Source organism: Deinococcus gobiensis I-0, assembly GCF_000252445.1.
In the GTDB taxonomy this organism is placed as follows: Bacteria; Deinococcota; Deinococci; order Deinococcales; family Deinococcaceae; genus Deinococcus; species Deinococcus gobiensis.
In genome coordinates, this window is record NC_017790.1 from 1,117,434 (window position 1) to 1,136,273 (window position 18,840).

Sequence of the window (18,840 nt, forward strand, 5' to 3'; positions counted from 1 at the left end):
GCGGGCCTCGGAACAGACGGCCGCATCAGGTCAGGTTGCGCGCACGGAGCTGGCGCACGAAGGCGTGCAGCTGCGTCTCGCTGAGCTGTTCGGCGATGGCGGAGAGCAGCCCTTCCAGGCTGGGCGAGTCGCCCACTTCCTGGAGGGCGTCCTCCACGACGACCTCGCCGATGGGCCCGACGACGCTCAGCAGGCACTGTTCGACGCTTTCCTGGAGGGCGGGGGTCAGGGCCTGGGTGCGCTGCGCGGCGCGCTGGGTCCACTCGCCCGCCTGGGCCAGCGCCTGCGCGACCGCCTGGGCGCTCAGGCCCAGGTCGCGCCCGATCTCGGCCACGCTGCGCCGGCCGTCCACATGGTCCATGACCCGCCAGACCACGTAGGGCAGGGGGGTCTCGTCACGCAGCGCCGCCGGCCAGCGGGGCACGTCGCCGGGCAGGCTCACGCCGACTCCAGACCGGCGGCCAGCCACAGGTCCTGCGTGCGCAGTTCGCTCAGCGGCAGCTCCTGAAGCCGCAGGCCCAGCCGGCGCAGGCTCAGGGTATAGGCGCTCAGCAGGGCGGGGCGCAATTCGCCCACCGTCATGTCGCCCGACACCGACAGCACGCCCCCGCGCAGCCCGACCTCGTGCGCGAAGGGATCGAGCACCGGATGGTCGGCGGCGAGCTGCACGCACACCTGCGCCCAGACCTCGCCCAGACCCGGATTCGCGCGCCAGGTCACGGCCAGCAGCTCGCGCCAGAAGGCCACCAGGCTGCCCAGGTCCAGCAGGTCCGAGGGCGAGAGGGTCACGCAGCGGCCCCCGTTGAGGGGCAGGCCGCCCCCGATCACCCGTCCGGCCTCCCAGGTCGAGCAGACCGCGCCGCTGACCAACATGCCGCTGAAATACTCGGCCCGCAGGCGGTCCCGCAGCGCCGGCCAGGGCAGCTCGCGTGCCTGGGGCGGCGCGTTGCGGCAGCGCCAGACCTGTTCGGCCAGCGCGGCGTCTAGGCCGGTCAGCGACAGTTCGGCGCGCGGCAGGGCGCGCATGGCCGTGTCCAGCGGCACCTCCTGGCCGCCGGCGCTCACCCCGCCGCGCAGCTCGCCGCGGACCCACACGAAGCGCGCCCAGCGGCCCTGGTCGTGCAGGTCCAGCACGGCGCTGAAGTTCGGGTCGACGCGGCTTTCCAGGTCTTCCAGGGCCTCGGTCCACGGGTAGAAGTCGGTGCTGAGCTGGCGGTAGACCGCCTGATCCTGGGGGAGGGGCAGCCGGACAGCGGGGGTGGGTGCGGGTGAGGTCATGACAGGCTACCTGTAGGGAGAGGGGCGGGAGAAGGAATCCGGGGGCAGACGGCGCAGCAGGTGGGGACCGGCAGGAATGGACTCCATAACACCGCCTGGGGTCTTACTTCACGCTTACATCGCCCTCATGGGCGGCGCGTGGCCGGGAAAGGCAGTCCAGGCCGCCGGACACCGCGCCGGGGGTACACCCTGCGCGGACCGGAAAAACCCGCCCGGCGCGTCTAGGCCGGGCGGGTGGGTGGTCTGGGGGCCGGGTGGCCCAGGGGCCTCAGCCCAGGTCGTTCAGCCCAGGTCGTTCAGGAGGGTCTGGACGCGGGCCTTGAGGTCGCCGCGCTCCTGGGGGGCGCCGAGCTGGTGCAGCCCGCCGTGGTAGGCGTCGGGGTCACCGAACAGGCGCGAGAGCAGCTCGAATTCGCGCTGGCTGCGCAGGCTGGCGTCGTCGCGGAACATCGTCACGTACTGGTCCTGGAAGGCCCACTCGCTGAGCTGGCCGTCGAGGAAGGCGTGCATCAGGCGGCGGTAGGGCTCGGCGTTGTCCTCGGTCGCCACGGCCCCCTCGCCGCTGCGGGCAGGCACGTGCGACTCGAACACGGGCGAGAGCGCCTCGGGGGTGATGTCCCAGTTGTTCACCTCGAACTGCGGCTCGCCCTGCTTGAACAGGATGAACTGCGGGCTCTGGTGCGTGATGCCGGTGCGCTGCGCGACGTGGTTGCTCGCCGGACGCCAGTCGACCACGCGGATGAAGCCCACGGGCAGCTCGTGGTTCTGGAGGAAGGTTTCCAGGACGCCGAAGCCCTGCATGGTCTTGTGGCAGGTGCCGGCCTTGAACACGGCGGCCAGCGGGTAGTCCTGGAGGAACTGGTCCACCTCTTCGGGCGTGGTCAGGGGCACGAGCACCTGGGGGTCTTGGGAGGCCGTTTGGGTCATGCCCCAGCATACCGCGCCCGCTTTACAAAACGAAGTGATACGGGTTGCGGTTGTCGCGGCCGGGGCTCAGTCCAGCGCCCAGACGTGGGCCTTGAGGTGCGTGGCCTGCGGGTAGTCCTCGCCGGGCGCGAGCTGCGTGCGGACCCGGCCCCGGCGGCCCGCCTGAAGCAGCCCGGCCGCCACCTGCCGCTCGAAACCCGCCGCCGGCACGCCCGCATGGTTGAGCAGCGCGAGAATCTGCCCGCCCGGCGCGGTCACGTCGGCGGCCTGGGCGATCAGGGCGGCGTAGTCGCGCTCCGAGCGCCACACCCCGGCCTTGCCGCGCGCGAAACTGGGCGGGTCGAGCACCACGAGGTCGAACTCGTCGCCCCGGCGCCGCAGCCGGCCCAGCCACTCGAACACGTCGCCGTACAGGAAGTCGGTGTCGGGGGCACCCAGGCCGCTCAGGGCGTAGTTCTCCTGTCCCCAGGCCATCACCTTGCGCGAAAGGTCCACGTTTTTGACGGTTTTCGCCCCGCCCAGCGCCGCACTCAGCCCGAAGCCGCAGGTGTAGGCGAAGGTGTTGAGCACCCGCGCGGGCGCGTGGGCCCGCACCCAGGCGCGTATGGGCCGGGCATCGGTGAACAGGCCCAGACTCAGGTCCGCGCCGGGCCGGATCACGAAGGGGACGCCGAGTTCCAGGGCCGTGACCTCGGCCCGCGCTTCGCCCCATACCGGCTCCGGCGGAGAGAGCAGCCCGCGCGCCACGTTCGCCAGGTGCCGGGCCTCGGCGGGGCGGCGCTTGAGGTAGATGCCCGCGAGGGGCGTTCCCGCTCCGGCCGCCGCCGCCGCGCAGTCGGCCGCCAGCCGCGCTTCCTGCGCTTCTCCGAGTTCCGCGTACAGGCTCAGCACGCCCGCGTCGCCCGCGAGCTCCAGACTGAACAGGCCGCCGGTCTCGGTGGTGTGCAGGCCCCGGTAGACCGTCGTGCCCTCCTGCGGCAGCCCGGCGCGGCGCGCGAGCAGGCGGGTCAGGTCGGGCACGGACAGGTCGGGCGCAGGAGTCTGGGGCGCGGGCACGCCGCGCAGTCTAGCGGCCCGCCAGAAGAAAGCCCGCCACGGGAAGAAGGCGGGCAAAGGTCCTGCGCGCGGCGTCCGGGCGCGCAGGCCGGCAGAGGGCCGGGCCTCAGCTCTTGCAGCTCGTGTCCTGGGCGAAATACTTGTTCAGCAGGGCCTTGTAGGCGGGGGTACGCAGGTAGCGCCCCAGCGAGACGTTGACGGCCTGACGCAGCGACTCGTTGCCGCCCTTGATGGCGATGCCGTTGGGCGAGGACCACAGCGCGGGGCTGAAGTGGATGGGCAGTTTGGGGTACAGGCGCTGGAAGGTCGGCCCCATGGCGGTAAAGGCGTAGGTGGCGTCGGCCTGCCCGGTCAGCACCGCGCGGATCACCTCGACGTTGGTGTCGAAGGGCCTGACCGTCTTCTCGAAGGGCAGCTTGCCCACGTAGGTCTCGAAGATCGAGTTGCGCGGCACGGCGATGGTCTTGCCCGTCAGGTCGGTGTTCTTGTCGTAGTTCCCGAGCGAGGCGATGGATACGCCGCTGCAGTTGTACGGCACCGAGAAGTCGAAGCGGTTTTCGCGCGTGCTGGTGATGACCAGGTTGTTCATGACGAGGTCGACCTTGTCCTGGTCGAGCGCCGTGAGCAGGTCGTCGGCAGGCACCTGCTCGAAGATGACGCGCAGGTTCATGGCGCGCGCCACTTCCTGGATGAGGTCGGGCTCGAAGCCCACCATGCTCTTGCCGGCGCTGAGGTTGAAGGGCGCGACGTCGCCGGGCATGCCGACCCGCAGCACGCCGATGTCGCGGATCTGGTCGTAGGGGCGGGCCTGGGCGCCGCCCAGGAGCAGGAGGGGAAGGGCGAGCAGGGTCAGAATGCGGCGGGACAACATGGGAAACCTCGGGGGGAGTGGGAAGGTGGGCGCGCAGCGCCGTCGGTCCGGCGCTCGGCCGGAGGGTGGAGGAACAAAGGGGCGGCCGTGTTCCCAGGGGGGCGGGAACCGTGTTCGCCGGAAGGAGGGTCCACGGGAGCTTCAGGGTAGGTGCAGAGGTCTGACAGCCTCCTCACGGCTGACCGCCGTCCGGTCCCTTTAATCCTGGTGGCCCGCCAAAGCGCAAGCGCCCCGGCACGGGGCCGGAGCGCAGCAGGGGAACGCCGTGGAGCCTGGGCTCAGGGTCGGCCGCCCAGCAGCCACCACGCCACGCCGGTCATGACGGCCGTGATGACCCAGAAGCGCACCGTGACGTGCGTCTCGGGCCAACCCAGCAGCTCGAAGTGGTGGTGGATGGGCGCCATGCGGAAAAAGCGCTTGCCGGTGCGCTTGAAGTACGCCACCTGGATGACCACGCTGAGCACCGCCACGACCGGAATGAGGGCCGCGACCGGCAGCAGCCACACGTCGGCGTACAGCACGTAGGCCCCGGCCGCGACCGCCCCGATGGCGTGGCTGCCCATGTCGCCCATGAACACGCGCGCGGGCGAGGCATTGAACCACAGGTAGCCCAGCAGCGCGGCCACCAGCAGCGCCGCCGAGGGCGACAGGGCCACCAGCGGCAGCAGCACGATGATGCCCACGCCCGCCAGCAGGCCGTCGAGCCCGTCGGTGAAGTTGAAGGCGTTGACCGACCCGATCATCACGAAGGTGAGCAGCAGCGCGTCCCACAGCGGCGCGCCCAGGAGCAGGGGCCCGCCCAGCCCCGGCAGCAGTTCGTGGCTGGCGAGCGGCGCGGCGGCGAACCCGAAGACCAGTCCGACAAGCAGTTGCAGCGGGAATTTCTCGCGCGCCAGCAGCTCTTTCTTGCCACCGACCATGCGCGAGCGGACCTTCAGGAGGTCGTCGATGCCCCCGATGACCCCCATGCCCAGCGCCGCGAGCATGATGACCAGTTCGCGTCCGTCGCCGCCGCGCCCCGAGAGGTACAGCGGAAAGAACGCCAGCGCCAGCGCCAGCACGAAGGGCACGCCCCCGGCCGTCGGCGTGCCCTCCTTTTTCAGGTGGGTCTGGGGGCCGTCCTTGCGGACCGGCTGACCCCAGCCGCGCGCCTTGCTCACGCGGATGAACAGGCCGACCAGAAACCACGACAGCAGCGCCGTGACCAGGGTCCAGGGCACGCTCACAGGTGCCCCCCCGCGCCGCCTCCCGCCCGGTCGGGACAGTCGGGAAGCGTGGGGAGGGCAGCGGTCTGGGGCAACGTCATCTCAAGAAAACAGGGTATCACGGCCCCTTTAGCGGACTTTTAGGGAGCGCCCCGCCCGGGGAGCGCCTCAGCGGCCGCGCGAGGGGGGCAGGTTGGGCTGGCGAGGGAGCTTCATGCCCCGGCCCGCGCCCGGCCCGCTGAACTTCTGGAGCATTTTCATCATCTCCTTCATCTGCTCGTGCATCTTCAGGAGCTTGTTGATGTCCTGCACGGTCACGCCGCTGCCCGCCGCGATGCGCTTGCGCCGGCGCCCGTCGATGATCTTGGGGTTGTGGCGCTCCTTGGCGGTCATCGAGCTGATCATGGCGTCGATGCGCTGGATCTGCTTTTCGTCCACCGTGAAGCCCTCGGGCAGCGCGCGGCTCATGCCGGGGATGAGCTTCATCAGGTCGCCCAGCGGCCCCATCTTGCGGATCTGGCGCAGCTGCGTCAGGAGGTCTTCGAGGTCGAAGTCGCCGGGCTTCTTGACCTCCATCGCCTTGAGATCGGCCTGCTGCGCGCGCTCGATCAGGCCCATCACGTCGCCCATGCCCAGGATGCGCCCCGCCACCCGGTCGGGGTAGAAGGGCTCCAGGCCCGCGAGCTTCTCGCTGGTCCCCGCGAAGTAGATGGGCTTGCCCGTCACGCTGCGCGCCGAGAGCGAGGCCCCGCCGCGCGCGTCGCCGTCCATCTTGGTGATGACCAGCCCCGAGAGCTTCACGCGCGCGTCGAAGGTCTGCGCGACGTTCAGCGCCTCCTGACCCGTCATGGCGTCCACGACGAGGAGGGTCTCGGTCGGCTTCAGCTCGGTCTGGAGGTCCGAGAGCTGGTCCATGAGCGCCTCGTCGATCTGGAGGCGGCCGGCCGTGTCCACGATCACGAGGTCGCGGAAGTCGGCCCTGAGGTGCTCGTCGAGGCGGCGCCTGGTCTCCTGCGGCGTCTCGCCGTCGGCCACCTTGAGCACCGGCACGCCCACCTGCTTGGCGAGCACTTCGAGCTGGTCGCGCGCGGCGGGGCGCTGGGTATCGGCGGCGACCAGCAGCACGCGCCGGCCCTTGCCCTTGTAGAAGGCGGCCAGCTTGCCGGTGCTGGTGGTCTTGCCCGCCCCCTGAAGGCCGACCATGAACCACAGGTTGCCCTCGTTGGTCAGGGTGGGCTGCGCTGCCTGGCCGCCGAGCGTCTCGACGAGTTCGTCATGGACGAGCTTGACGACCGTCTGCCCGGCGTTGAGCGAACCCATGACCTCCTGGCCGACCGCCTTCTCGGAGACGCGGGCCACGAACTCCTTGGCGACCCCGAAGTTCACGTCGGCTTCGAGCAGCGCCATCCGGATCTCGCGCATGGCGGTCTTGACCTGCGCCTCGGTGAGTTTGGACTCCCGGCCCACCCGGTCCAGGATGTCCTGCAATTTGTTGCCCAGCGACTCGAACATATGCGGCGAGGCTAGCACGCGCGCCGCGCGGCTTTTGTGGCCTGCCTTCGCTCACGCCGCGCGCCCGGCGGGCCCCGGCCTCAGAGCCCCGGAATGGGCACCGCGACCGGCCGGATGGGCTGGCCCTGGCGCTCGGCGCTCTGGAGCAGGTTGGTCGCCGAGCGGTTGAGGTCCTGGATACCGCGTTCGTCGAAGCGCCCGTTCTTGAGGTTGTCGCCCACACTGCTCAGCGACTTGCCGAAATTGGGCAGCAGCGCGCCGATGCGTTGCAGGAAGGGGTCCTGGGTGTTGCGCGTCATCTTGATGGCGGCATTGACCTGGTAGGCCGCGAAGCCCAGCGCCAGCCCCGCCTTGACGATGGCGGCGCGCTGACCCGGCGCGCCCGACTGGAACTGGTAGTTGCGGTACGGCTTCCAGACCCAGGTGTTGAAAGCGTAGTACGCCACGCCGAGATGGAAAACGAAACGCGCCTTTTCCAGGGCAGTCGCCTGCGCCTGCTGGGCAGGGCCGGCGAGCAGCAGGGCGGAGGCGAGCAGGGTGGCCGTGCGGGTGCGGGACATGGCCCAGAGTGTGGGGGGCGCGGCCGCGCGCGCAGGTGAGGCGCCGCTCTGGTGACCTTGGGGGAGTGGGGGAGGAGTCCGTCACCTAACGGTCGTTAGGTTCGCCGCGTTATCCTGCGGGCATGACCCACAACCCAGACGCGGCCCCCATCTCTTTCCTGCCGCTGCCGACCGAGGACACCGCCCCGGAGGGGGTGCGCAGGCTGTGGAACAAGGCGCAGGCCAACCTCGGCTTCGTGCCCAACGTGTTCCGGGCACAGGCCCTGAACGGCGAGCAGTTTCTGGCGTGGTGGGGCTACTTCAACCTGCTGCTGAACAAGGAGGGCTTCCTGACGGTGGCCGAGCGCGAGTTGCTGGCTGTGGTCGTCAGCTCCCTGAACCGTTGCGTGTACTGCGCGGTCAGCCACGGGGCGGCGCTGCGGGAGGCGACCGGAGACGCGCGCACCGCCGACGGGGCCGCGGTGAACTGGCGTCAGGCGGCGCTCTCACCGCGCGAGCAGGCCATGTGCGCCTATGCCGAGAAGCTGACCCTGCGTCCCGCCGAGATGACCGAAGCCGATCTGGCACCGCTGCGCGGCGAGGGGCTGAGTGACGCCCAGATTCTGGAGCTCGTGCAGGTGGTAGGCATGTTCAACCTCACCAACCGCGTGAGCAGCGCGCTGGGCTTCGTGCCGAACGCCGAGTATCACGTGATGGGGCGCTGAGGCCGGGCGTCGCAGGAAAACGCGGGCCGCTCGTGGCTGGCCCGCGCTTCTATTTCACGAGGTCTTTCTCAGCCCTCGCCGCCGCTCTGGGTATATCCGGTCGCCTGCCAGCCGCAGCCGCTGCGCACGAGGCGCACCACGCCGCTGTAGGTGCCGCTGACCGGCTGGCCGTTGGCACGGTTGGTCCCGCGCAGGGTGATGGTGCCGCTGACCGTCGCGCTGTTGCCGTTGATGCTGGCCCCGCCCAGCGAGAGGTCGTAGCTGACGTTGCTGTAGACGGCGCTGTAGGCGCTGGCCGCTGCCGACAGGGCGCTGCGGGCCGCGCCCTCTGCCGCCGCGCGGGCCGCCGAGGCGTCGGCGCCAGGGGTGAGGTTACAGCTCGCGGGGGCCGGCTCACCGCTGCCGGCCGTAGCGGTGCCGGTGCCGTTGCGGTCCACGTTGAGGCCGCCGGTGCCGGGCGAGCTGATGTTGCTGGGGTTGCTCGCGCCGCCCAGCCCCGCGTTGAGGTCGACGCCGCGCAGGACGTAGTTCACCCCGACCGCGAGGCGGGGAGCGACGGTGGCCCCGGTGATGATGTTGCTCTGGCGCTGCACGCCGCCCTCAAGGTAGGCCTCGACCGGGAAGAGCGGCACGCCGTAGCGCACGCCCACGCCCCCGAAGATGGCCCCGCCGCTGTTGGGAACGGTGTTGGCCCCCGCCACCACGTAGGCCCCGACCGTCGGGGACTGATAGAAGTCCACCGTCAGGCCGCCGCCGAAGGCGCCGCCGCCCGACTCGCCCACGACGTTGCTGGTGCAGTAGGCCCCCTGCACGAAGGCCCCGACGCGGCCTTCCTGGATGCCGGCGCGCGCGCCCGCGACCTGACAGCCCAGGCTCAGGCTGCTGTTCAGGCCGAGGCGCACGTCGGCGGCCCCGGCCAGGCTGCCCGCCGCGAGGGCGGCGAGGACCGAAATCTGGGTCAGTCGTTTCAACATGTCCGCAGTTCTAACATGTTCCTGTGCAGGGTTCTTGCCCCCTGATCCCCGGCCGGGTTCATAGACATAGGGGGGCAGGGGTTCATTGGCATAGGGTAAAGACCATGACCGCTCCCCTTTCTCTCGGCCAGGGCAGCCTGTACGACCGCATCGGCCCGGACGCGCTGGGGGCCCTCGTGCGGCGGTTCTACGTCCACGTCGCCCGCGACCCCCTGTTGTCCCCCATCTTTCCGGCCGACCTGAGCCTGACCGCCGAGAAGCAGTTCGCCTTCCTGAGCGGCTTCCTGGGCGGGCCACCGCTGTACCACGAGCGCTTCGGGCATCCCCGGCTGCGCGCGCGCCACCTGCCCTTCGTCATCACGCCCGAGCGCGGGGCCGCGTGGCTGGCCTGCATGAACGCGGCCCTGCGCGAGTCGCCCGAGATCGCTCCCGACGACGCCCGCGAGCTGTACGCCGCCCTGGCGCGGGTCGCGGTCCACATGGTCAACGCGCCTTCCGGAGCCCAGGAGACCTGACCCGTTCCTGACGACCGGAGGTGGTCCGGCAGTCGGCGGAGGCCGATGTGGACAACTTTTTCGCCTTGACTAGCAGTGCCGGCAGCGCGCCGGGCCGCTTTTCTTAAACTGCGTCCATGAGTCAAACTCACCGCACCATCGACGACCTGCGTGCCGAGGTCGATCAGATCAACCGTGATCTTCTGAAACTGCTGTCCAGGCGCGGCGAAGTCGTCGCCCAGATCGGCCACGCCAAGACCCAGGAAGGCCGCCCGAACCACTACGACCCCGCCCGCGAGGACCAGCAGCTCAAGGAAATCGAGTCGCTGAACGCCGGCCCCTTCACGGGCGCGGCCGTCAAGGCGATCTTCAAGGAGATCTTCAAGGCCAGCCTGGCCCTCGAAGAGAGCAACGACAAGAAGCAGCTCCTCGTCTCGCGCAAGGTCAAGAGCGAGGACACGGTGCTCGACATCGACGGCGTGCGCATCGGCGGCGGCGAGCCCCCGATCATCGTGGCCGGGCCGTGCAGCATCGAGTCCGAAGAGCAGATGGAGCAGACCGCGCGCTTCCTGGCCGCCAAGGGCGTCAAGATCCTGCGCGGCGGGGCCTACAAGCCGCGCACCAGCCCCTACGGCTTCCAGGGCATGGGTGTGGACGGCCTGATCGTGGGCGGGCGCGCCGCGCGCGACAACGGCATGCTGTTCGTGACCGAAGTGATGGACACCCGCGACGTGGAGGTCGTGGCCGAGCACGCCGACATCCTTCAGGTCGGGGCGCGCAACATGCACAACTTCGCCCTGCTGCGCGAGGTGGGCCGCGCCCGGCGCCCGGTGCTGCTCAAGCGCGGGCTCGCGGCGACCATCGAGGAATGGCTGTACGCCGCCGAGTACATCCTCTCGGAAGGCAACAACGAAGTGATTCTGTGCGAGCGCGGCATCCGCACCTACGAGAAGTGGACCCGCAACACGCTCGACCTCTCGGCCGTGGCCCTCGCCAAGCAGGAAACCCACCTGCCGGTGATCGTGGACGTGACCCACGCCGCCGGGCGCCGCGACCTGCTCATCCCGCTCGCCAAGGCCGCCATCGCGGTCGGCGCCGACGGCATCCACGTCGAGGTGCACCCCAACCCCGCCACCGCCCTGTCGGACAACGAGCAGCAGCTCGACTTCGCGGGCTACGACAAGTTCTCCGACGCGCTGAGCAGCATGCTCAAGGTGCCCGTCACGGCATAAAACCGGGCACGTCATGAACGCCGGGCGGCCTGCTCTCCTGCGGGGGAGGGGGCCGCCCGGCGCCTTCATCCGGTGGGGGCCTCAGTCCTCGCCCGCGTCCTCCTGCGCGCCGCCGAGCGGAAAGGTATGCAGCTCCTGCACCTCGCCGCGTTCCTCGCGGGTCAGGGTCAGGGCCTGCACGGTGAACTCTTCCAGCGGCGGCGTCAGGGCCTGCACCGCCGCCCACAGTTCGTCCTCGGCCCAGGGCAGCACGCCCAGCGCCAGGGTCAGGTGCGGGCGATAGCCGTCGCCGTCGTGAGGACCCCGGCTCGACGGGCCGACCTCCAGCAGTCGGCGGTGCAGGTCGCGGATGGCCTCGCCGGGTTCGCACTCCAGAAAGAAGATGCCCGGCACCCGCCGCCAGCCGCGCAGCCGCACCCCGAAGGCCTCCTGTCCGGTCAGCGCCTCGCGGCAGGCCCCGATCAGCGCCTCGCTACGCAGCGGGGTCTGGAAGGGCGCGCGCAGGTTCAGGTGCGGCGCGCCGAAGCCGCGCACGTTCAGGTGCTCCTGCTTGCGGCGCAGCCAGGTGTCGAGCTGCGGGGGAGGCCACGCCACCACGCTGTAGAGCGGCTGGTGCGGGTCGGAAAAGTTCAGGCCGGGCGGGGTCATGGGGAAAGGGGAGCGCCGCTCAGCCGAGGCGGTAGCGGCAGCAGCCCTGACCGCAGGAGATGCGCGTCTCGCGCGTGACGGCCGTGCCCAGCAGTTCCTCGTAGAGGGTCAGCTCGGCGGCGCACAGGCCCGGAAACTGCCGCGCGACCGCGAGGTGCGGGCAGTTGCGCTCGACGAGGTACAGGGTTTCCTGGCCGTCCTCGACCACCCGGTCCACCACGGCGTCGTAGCCCTGCTCGCTCAGGTGCCGCGCCAGAACCTCGGCGCGCAGGTGCAGCGGCAGCGACTCGGGCAGCTCGGCCCCCAGGGTCTGCGCCTGCTCGGCGGTACGCGCCGCGAGCACCTGCGTCACGGCGTCCTCGCCGAACAGCGCCGCGACCTGGCGCAGCACGTCCACGCACAGCCCCGAGTAGGTCTTGGGAAAGGCCCCCTCGCCGCGTTCGGTCAGGGCGTAGACGTGCTGGGGCCGCCCACGCCCGCTGGGCCGCTCGGTACGCGCCTCGACCAGACCCTGGTCCTGGAGGTCGGTGAGGTGACGCCGAATCGCGGGCACGCTGACTTCCAGCCGCGCGGCGAGGTCCTGCGCGGTCAGGGGGCCGTCGCGCTTGACGAAGTCGAGCAGCCGGTGTTTGGTGCGCTCGGTCAGGCCGCCGGGGACGGAGGGCGTGGCGGTGAGGATGGCCGTCATACGACGGTGAGTTGATCCGGCAGCGAGGCCAGGTCCTGGTGCATGGCGCGCACGCTGATCTGTCCGGCGAGGGTCCGCGCCACGCCGCGCAGGGCGACGGCGGCGGCCGAGTCGGGGTGGGCCAGCACGGCCGGGCGGCCCTGGTCGGCGTCTTCACGCACGCCGGTTTCCAGCGGGACCTCGCCCAGCAGGGGATAGTCGCCGAGCTTGCGGCTGCCCCCGCGCCCGAAGATGTCGTAGGTGTGGCCGGTATCGGGGGCCACGAAATAGCTCATGTTCTCGACCACGCCCAGCACCGGCACGCTGGCCTTGCGGAACATGTCGATGGCGCGCGCCGCGTCGATCAGGGCCACGTCCTGCGGGGTGGTCACGATGACGGCCCCCGTGACCTGCACGTTCTGGGTCAGCGAGAGCTGCACGTCCCCGGTGCCCGGCGGCAGGTCCACGACGAGGTAGTCGAGCTGGCCCCACGCGGCGTCCTTGACGAACTGCCCGATGGCCGAGTGCAGCATCGGCCCGCGCCACACCAGCGCCTGCCCGGCGGGCGAGAGGTTCGCCATGCTCAGAAACCGCACGCCGTGCGCCTCGATGGGCAGCATCTTGCGCTCGGCGTTCGCGGTGACCTTGGCCGCGCCCTGGCCCATCATGTGCGCCACGCTGGGGCCGTACACGTCGGCGTCGAGCAGGCCGACCCGCGCGCCGTCGGCCGCGAGGCTGGCCGCGAGGTTCACGGCGACGCTGCTCTTGCCCACGCCGCCCTTGCCGCTGCCGACCAGCACGACATGTTTGACCCCCGGCAGGGCGGGCTGCGCGGCCGGACGCACGGTGGCCCCGAACTCGACCGACACGGCCTCGACCCCCGGCACGTTCAGCACGGCCTCGCGCACTTCGCGCTCGATCTGGCCCTTGAGGGGGCAGGCGGGCGTGGTCAGGTTGACCTTGATCCTGGCGTGTCCACCCTCGACCTCGGCGCGCTCGATCATGCCCAGCGACACGAGGTCACGGTGCAGTTCCGGGTCGTTCACAGTGCTCAGGGCGCTCATCACGGCGTCACGCATATGTCGCCATCTTGAGGGCTGGGGGCCGGGGCGGCAAGGCGGGGCGTCACATACGCGCCGGTACGGGCCGCCGCCCACCTTCCTATAATGGCCCGAGATGAAGTCCATCGGCCCTTACGTGATGGCGCGCGCTTCCTCCGGGGACGGGGCCGCCCCGGTCCCTCCCGGCGGCGCGGCGCGGCCCCTGTGGGCCACCGATCGCCTGACCGGCATTCCCGTGCTGCTCCAGCCGCTCGGCGCGCCCCTGGACGCCCTGCCCGCCCTGCCCGACCACCCCGCGCTGCTGCCCCCCAGCGACCTGCTCTCGCTGCCCGGCGAGGGCGAATTCCTGGTCACCGAACTCCCGCTCCAGGCCGTGCCCGCCAGCGATGCCCGGCTCGCGGCGCGCGGGGCCCTCCAGGCCCTCGACGCGCTGCACCGCCGGGGGCAGACGCACGGACAGGTCAGTGCCGCGCACCTGTGGAGCGTGGACGGACAGGTCCGGCTCTCGGGCGCGGGACTGCCGACGACGGCCACCTCCGCCGACGACCTGCGCGACCTCGCGCACGCCCTGGGCGACCTGGGCGGCCTGCCTGCCGGTCTGGAGGTCCTGCGCGCGGCCCCCGACAGCCTGAGCGCCGGCGAGGCGCTGCGGCGGCTGTCCTGGGGCGCAAGCGGCGCGGCGGTCCCGGCCCATGCCCCGGAATCACCTGCCGCGCCCGTGGCGGTCGCGCCGTCGGTCGTGGTGCCGCCGGCTGTGGTTCCCGGCCCCGCCGACAGGGAGGAGGCCAGCCCGCAGCCCATTCCCGCAGGCTCCGCTCCGGCCCTGCCGCAGGTGTTCGACCTCGGCCCTGCGGCGCAGCCCGTCCTGCCGCCGCCCGCAGGACCGCGTGAGGAGACGGCCGCGCCTGTTCCCGCCCAGTCTGTGTCGGCCCCGCCGGCCAAACGGGGGCCCAAGCGTGGAGCCGGAGCCCAGGCCCGGCAGCGCCTGCGGGCGGATGCGGCTCGGGCGGAGCGACAGCTGGCGGCAGGAAAACAGGCGGCCGCAACCGAAGTGGTGGGTTCCGTCCCCCAGGCTTCCGCGCCGGACACGCCGGACCTGACGGGCGATGGCGTGGCCGCTCCTTCCCCGGCGGCGGCTACACCGTTGCCCCAGGACCTCACCCCCCAGGAACGCCGCCGCCGGATGCGGGTGGCCGCCGAGGCCGAGGCCGAGGCCCGCGCGGCAGCGCCGCCCCTCACGCCGCCCGCGCGGCCTGCCTCCGCCCCGGAGCCGGAGCGCCTGACCTCTGCGCCGCGCCGCGAACTGCGGCCCATGCGCCTGCGCTGGAGCGAGGGGCGCGGCGCGGAGACGGGTGGCTGGCAGCGCCGCCGCGCGGAGGCGGACCCGGGCCCGGCGGAGGCTGGCCCGGCGAACCCCGGGTCTCCCGGGACCGGGCTGGGCCGTCCGGACCTGGGCGCGGCCCTGACCCGCTGGCGCTGGCCGGTCCTGGCTGCCCTGCTGCTGGTGCTGCTGCTGGGCGCAGTGTGGGCCTGGGGTCAGGGCCGCGGGCCACAGGCGGGCGCGGGGGCCGACTGCTGCACGGTGCGCTTCGAGCTGAGCGGCGCGGCCCCTGCCTCGGGGGTGCGGCTCACGCTGGCGCAGGCCCCGGCGGGCGCGGGGGTGCGGTCCGGCGCGTCGCTGGGCACGGTGCCGGGGACAGTGCGGCTGCCCTCGGCGGGCACCTACCGCGTGCGGGTCGCCGCCGAGGGCTTCACGCCCGAAACCGTGAGCGTGACGGTGCCGGTCTCGGCGCCTGTACGCATCGAACTGGGGCGCTGAGGCGGGGGCTGCGCCCAGGCGTCCAGCCCGCGCGCCCCCCGACCTGCCTGGCCGTGAGACAATCGGGGCCGTGAGTGTCGTCATTCTCGACTTCGGCAGCCAGTTCACGCGCCTGATCGCCCGGCGGTTCCGTGAACTCGGCGCATACAGCGTCATTCTTCCGGGCACGGCGAGCCTGGAACGCATCCGGCAGGAGAACCCCCAGGGCGTCGTGCTGTCGGGCGGCCCCAGCAGCGTCTACGACGAGGGCGCGCCCCGCCCCGCCCCCGGCGTCCTAGACCTCGACGTGCCGGTGCTGGGCGTGTGCTACGGCATGCAGTTCCTCGCCCACGAGGCGGGCGGCGACGTCAAGCGCGCGGGCAAACGCGAGTACGGCAAGGCCGACCTGACGCGCTACGGCGGGCAGCTCTTCGCGGGTATCCAGGGCGAGTTCGTCGCGTGGATGAGCCACAGCGACTCGGTGACCCGCCTGCCCGAAGGCTACGAGGTCGTGGCCGAGACCGAGGACACGCCCGTGACCGCCATCGAGAACCCGGTGACGCGGCGCTACGGCGTGCAGTTTCACCCCGAGGTCGTGCATACGCCCAAGGGCGGGCAGCTGCTCGCCAACTTCCTGGAGATCTGCGGCGTGACGCGCGACTGGAACGCCGAGCACATCATCGAGGAACTCGTGGACGGCGTGCGCGCGCAGGTCGGGGACGGCCGCGTGCTGCTCGCCATCTCGGGCGGGGTGGACAGCTCCACGCTGGGGCTGCTGCTGGCGCGCGCGGTCGGCGAGAAGCTGACGGCGGTGTTCATCGACCACGGCCTGCTGCGGCTGGGCGAGCGCGAACAGGTCGAGGCGGCCCTGCGGCCCCTGGGCGTGAACCTCGTGACGGTGGACGCCCGCGCCGAGTTCATGGCGGCCCTGGAAGGCGTGTCGGACCCCGAGCAGAAGCGCAAGATCATCGGCCGCGAGTTCATCCGCGCCTTCGAGCGCGAGGCCCGTGAGTACGGTCCCTTCGACTTCCTGGCGCAGGGCACGCTGTACCCCGACGTGATCGAGTCGGCGGGCGGCGAGGGCGCGGCGAACATCAAGAGCCACCACAACGTCGGCGGCCTGCCCGACGACCTCGCCTTCAAGCTCGTGGAGCCTTTCCGCACGCTGTTCAAGGACGAGGTGCGCGAGATCGCCCGTCTGCTGGGGCTGCCCGACGCCGTACGCATGCGCCATCCCTTCCCCGGCCCCGGCCTCGCCATCCGCTGTCTGGGGGCCATCAGCGAGGAGAAGCTCGACATCCTCAAGCGGGTGGACGACATCTTCATCTCGGGGCTGCGCGAGTTCGGGCTGTACGACGGCTGCTCGCAGGCGCTGGCGATCCTCACGCCCATCCAGTCGGTCGGCGTGATGGGCGACGAGCGGACCTATTCCTACACCGCCGCCCTGCGCGCCGTGACCACCGACGACTTCATGACCGCCGAGTGGGCGAGGTTGCCTTACGACTTCCTGGCGACCATGAGCAACCGCATCGTGAATCAGGTCCACGAGATCAACCGCGTGGTCTACGACATCACGGGCAAGCCGCCGGCCACCATCGAGTGGGAATGAGTCCGAGATGACCCGGGCCGCCCTGCGCGCCGGAAGGACCGGGGCCACTTGTCTCTGAAGCTCCGGCCGGTCGCGCCCGGCGTGCAGGCGCTGACCCTGTACGCCAACGTGTACCTGCTCTCGACCCCGCAGGGCCGCGTGCTCGTGGACTCGGGCACGCTGGCCCACGCGTCCGCGTTCGCACGGCTGCTGCGCGAGGTCCGGCCGGACGCGGCGCTGCTCACCCACAGCCACCTCGACCATGCGGGCAACGCGTGGCTGGCGGCCCGCGCCGGGGTGCCCCTGCTGGCGCACCCGCTGGAACGGCCCCGCCTGACCGGCCAGCGCCACGAGCTGCCCTACCCGGCCGGGCAGCCCGGCCTGGGGGGCGCTGGCCTCGCGCCTGCACCCCTGGCCCCGCGCCGAACAGGTGCAGGCCATAGGTCCCGGCGACACCCTGCGCGGCTGGGAAGTCGTGGCGCTGCCGGGGCATACCGACGGTCAGATCGGACTGCGGCGCGGCGGGGTGCTTGTCGCTGCCGACGCCGTTCTCGCCTCGGAGGACGGCGCGCACCTGCCGCGCGAGGCCTACAACTGGGACCACGTGCGGGCGCTGCTTACCCTCCGGGAGATGGCCGACCTCGACCTGGAGGTCATCCTGCCCGGTCACGGCGGCCCCTTGACCCCGGAGCAGGTGCGGGCGCGGGCGTGGCGGGACGGCCCCGGCGAGACGGAAGCCTAAGCCGGGGCCGTCCCCGCCACGTCAGATCAGGTCGAGGTACCGGTCGAGCTCCCACTGATGCACGGTCGCGCTGTACTGCCGCCACTCGGCGCGCTTGGCGGCCACGAAATGGTCCATGACGTGTTCGCCGAGCGCGCGGGCGATCACCTCGTCCTTTTCCAGTTCGTCCACGGCCTCGCGCAGGTCGGCGGGCAGTTCCTTGACGCGGTGGTGGCGCTTCTCGCGCACCGTCATCTTGAAGATGTTGCGCTGGATGGCGGGCGGCGGCTCCATCTTCTGCTCGATGCCGTCGAGTCCGGCGGCGAGCATGGCGGCCAGGGCCAGGTACGGATTGCAGCTCGGGTCGGGCATCCGCACCTCGGCGCGGGTCGAGTTGCCGCGCTTGGCCGGAATCCGGATGAGGGCCGAGCGGTTGCTCGTGCTCCAGGCGATGTTCACCGGGGCCTCGAAGCCGGGCACGAGGCGTTTGTAGCTGTTCACCAGCGGGTTGGTGACGGCCGCGATGCCCTCGGCGTGGTCGAGCAGCCCGGCGATGAAGTGCAGCGCCGTCTGCGAGAGGCCGTACTCCCGCTCGGGGTCGGCGAAGGCGTTCTGGCCGTCTTTGAACAGGCTCAGGTGACAGTGCATCCCGCTGCCGTTCACGTTCTCCAGCGGCTTGGGCAGGAAGCTCGCCAGCAGGCCGTACTCCAGCGCCACCCGCTTGACCACGAACTTGAAGGTGGCGATGCGGTCGGCGGTTTCCAGCGCCGGCGCGTAGCGGAAGTCGATCTCGTGCTGCCCGGGCGCGACCTCGTGGTGCGCGGCTTCGATGTCGAAGCCCATCTGGAGCAGCTTGTTCACGATCTCGCGGCGGATGCGCTCGCCCTTGTCGATGGGCGCGAGGTCGAAATACCCCGCCTTGTCGTGCGTGACCGTGCTGCCCAGCCCGCCGGGCGTGCGCTCGAACAGGAAGAACTCCGGCTCGGTGCCCACGAACATCTCGAAGCCGAGCTGCCGGGCGCGCTCGACCTGCCGCTGAAGCACCTGCCGGGGGTCGCCCCCGAAGGGCGTGCCGTCGGGCAGCGTCACGTCGCAGATCAGCCGGGCCACGCGCCCGCGTTCGCCTTCCTCGCGCGAGAACTGCGGGTAGATCAGGAAGGTCGAGAGGTCCGGGCGCAGCAGCATGTCGGACTCCTCGACGCGCGTGAAGCCTTCGACCGCGCTGCCGTCGAAGGTCACGTCGCCGTTCAGGGCCTTCTCGAACTGCGACCCCGGCACCTCGACGTTCTTGGTCGTGCCCAGGATATCGGTGAACTGGAGCCGGAGAAATTTGACCTCGCCCCGCTGCAACTCGTCGAGGATGTGCTGGCGGGTCGGTGCGGTCTTGTCGGGGGCGGGCGATTTTTTCGCCGCCTGGGTCTTGGACAACGGGTTCTTGGAATCTGGGGACGTCATAACCTACGGTCAACCTCCGGGAATGGCCCCATCATGCCCGACAAGGGCGCATTCCGGCGTGACTTGTGGCCTCCTGTCTGCCGGCGCAC

18 protein-coding genes and 1 pseudogene are annotated in these 18,840 nt (G+C 71.3%); 6 read left to right on the plus strand and 13 right to left on the minus strand.

Annotation, left to right across the window (positions count from 1 at the left end; translation table 11 throughout):
* Positions 1–25 precede the first annotated feature (25 nt).
* The 8 genes from DGO_RS05165 to DGO_RS05200 form a co-directional block, all read right to left on the minus strand.
* Positions 26–442 carry a DUF8082 domain-containing protein gene (locus DGO_RS05165; RefSeq protein ID WP_043801150.1) on the minus strand — a complete coding sequence of 139 codons (417 nt, stop codon included), beginning with the start codon at positions 440–442 and terminating at the stop codon, positions 26–28.
* The gene (locus DGO_RS05170; protein WP_043801155.1) at positions 439–1,278 is read right to left on the minus strand and encodes a hypothetical protein; all 840 of its coding nucleotides are present in this window, start codon (positions 1,276–1,278) and stop codon (positions 439–441) included. The genes DGO_RS05165 and DGO_RS05170 overlap by 4 nt, the downstream gene beginning before the upstream one ends.
* A gap of 282 nt (positions 1,279–1,560) precedes the next feature.
* The gene (abxC, locus tag DGO_RS05175; protein ID WP_014684431.1) at positions 1,561–2,205 is read right to left on the minus strand and encodes a monothiol bacilliredoxin AbxC; all 645 of its coding nucleotides are present in this window, start codon (positions 2,203–2,205) and stop codon (positions 1,561–1,563) included.
* A 66-nt stretch (positions 2,206–2,271) separates the two neighbouring features.
* Positions 2,272–3,225: a class I SAM-dependent rRNA methyltransferase gene (locus tag DGO_RS05180; RefSeq protein WP_014684432.1), complete on the minus strand. Its 954-nt coding sequence runs from the start codon at positions 3,223–3,225 to the stop codon at positions 2,272–2,274.
* Positions 3,226–3,367: 142 nt separating this feature from the next.
* Positions 3,368–4,132, minus strand: a complete 765-nt coding sequence (locus DGO_RS05185; protein ID WP_050920690.1) for a substrate-binding periplasmic protein — start codon at positions 4,130–4,132, stop codon at positions 3,368–3,370.
* Between the two features lie 278 nt (positions 4,133–4,410).
* On the minus strand, positions 4,411–5,352 hold the full coding sequence (locus tag DGO_RS05190) for a phospho-N-acetylmuramoyl-pentapeptide-transferase (RefSeq protein ID WP_043803268.1): 942 nt from the start codon (positions 5,350–5,352) through the stop codon (positions 4,411–4,413).
* Positions 5,353–5,505: 153 nt separating this feature from the next.
* Entirely contained in the window at positions 5,506–6,849 is a 1,344-nt protein-coding gene (gene ffh, locus DGO_RS05195; RefSeq protein ID WP_014684435.1) for a signal recognition particle protein, read from the minus strand.
* A gap of 80 nt (positions 6,850–6,929) precedes the next feature.
* Positions 6,930–7,409: a hypothetical protein gene (locus tag DGO_RS05200; RefSeq protein ID WP_043801159.1), complete on the minus strand. Its 480-nt coding sequence runs from the start codon at positions 7,407–7,409 to the stop codon at positions 6,930–6,932.
* A 122-nt stretch (positions 7,410–7,531) separates the two neighbouring features.
* On the opposite strand from DGO_RS05200, the gene DGO_RS05205 reads away from it, so the two are divergent.
* Positions 7,532–8,113, plus strand: a complete 582-nt coding sequence (locus tag DGO_RS05205; protein ID WP_043801160.1) for a peroxidase-related enzyme — start codon at positions 7,532–7,534, stop codon at positions 8,111–8,113.
* A 68-nt stretch (positions 8,114–8,181) separates the two neighbouring features.
* On the opposite strand, the gene DGO_RS05210 is transcribed toward DGO_RS05205, so the two are convergent.
* Positions 8,182–9,087: a hypothetical protein gene (locus DGO_RS05210; protein WP_043801164.1), complete on the minus strand. Its 906-nt coding sequence runs from the start codon at positions 9,085–9,087 to the stop codon at positions 8,182–8,184.
* 104 nt (positions 9,088–9,191) lie between these two features.
* Between DGO_RS05210 and DGO_RS05215 the strand changes: the two genes are divergently transcribed.
* Together DGO_RS05215 and DGO_RS05220 are read left to right on the plus strand one after the other, a co-directional pair.
* Positions 9,192–9,602: a globin domain-containing protein gene (locus DGO_RS05215; RefSeq protein ID WP_043801166.1), complete on the plus strand. Its 411-nt coding sequence runs from the start codon at positions 9,192–9,194 to the stop codon at positions 9,600–9,602.
* 116 nt (positions 9,603–9,718) lie between these two features.
* Complete coding sequence (locus DGO_RS05220) at positions 9,719–10,813, plus strand: bifunctional 3-deoxy-7-phosphoheptulonate synthase/chorismate mutase (RefSeq protein WP_043801173.1); 1,095 nt, start codon at positions 9,719–9,721, stop codon at positions 10,811–10,813.
* An 81-nt stretch (positions 10,814–10,894) separates the two neighbouring features.
* Here the strand turns inward: DGO_RS05220 and DGO_RS05225 are convergent, their stop codons facing one another.
* Genes DGO_RS05225 through DGO_RS05235 form a run of 3 tightly spaced genes read right to left on the minus strand, consistent with a single transcriptional unit; the run spans position 10,895 to position 13,207 of the window.
* Positions 10,895–11,461: a 2'-5' RNA ligase family protein gene (locus tag DGO_RS05225; RefSeq protein WP_050920691.1), complete on the minus strand. Its 567-nt coding sequence runs from the start codon at positions 11,459–11,461 to the stop codon at positions 10,895–10,897.
* A 19-nt stretch (positions 11,462–11,480) separates the two neighbouring features.
* Entirely contained in the window at positions 11,481–12,149 is a 669-nt protein-coding gene (locus DGO_RS05230; protein ID WP_043801175.1) for a helix-turn-helix transcriptional regulator, read from the minus strand.
* Positions 12,146–13,207, minus strand: a complete 1,062-nt coding sequence (locus tag DGO_RS05235) for an Mrp/NBP35 family ATP-binding protein (protein ID WP_014684442.1) — start codon at positions 13,205–13,207, stop codon at positions 12,146–12,148. The genes DGO_RS05230 and DGO_RS05235 overlap by 4 nt, the downstream gene beginning before the upstream one ends.
* A 97-nt stretch (positions 13,208–13,304) precedes the next feature.
* Between DGO_RS05235 and DGO_RS05240 the strand changes: the two genes are divergently transcribed.
* From DGO_RS05240 to DGO_RS24865, 3 genes and pseudogenes are all read left to right on the plus strand, one after another.
* Positions 13,305–15,008, plus strand: coding sequence for a carboxypeptidase-like regulatory domain-containing protein (locus DGO_RS05240; protein ID WP_014684443.1), 1,704 nt, complete (start codon positions 13,305–13,307; stop codon positions 15,006–15,008).
* Between the two features lie 70 nt (positions 15,009–15,078).
* Positions 15,079–16,596 carry a glutamine-hydrolyzing GMP synthase gene (guaA, locus tag DGO_RS05245; RefSeq protein ID WP_014684444.1) on the plus strand — a complete coding sequence of 506 codons (1,518 nt, stop codon included), beginning with the start codon at positions 15,079–15,081 and terminating at the stop codon, positions 16,594–16,596.
* Positions 16,597–16,740: 144 nt separating this feature from the next.
* Positions 16,741–17,317: pseudogene (locus DGO_RS24865) on the plus strand (MBL fold metallo-hydrolase).
* Positions 17,318–17,338: 21 nt separating this feature from the next.
* On the opposite strand, the gene glnA reads toward DGO_RS24865, so the two are convergent.
* Positions 17,339–18,751, minus strand: coding sequence for a type I glutamate--ammonia ligase (gene glnA, locus DGO_RS05255; protein ID WP_083847223.1), 1,413 nt, complete (start codon positions 18,749–18,751; stop codon positions 17,339–17,341).
* Positions 18,752–18,840 lie beyond the last annotated feature (89 nt).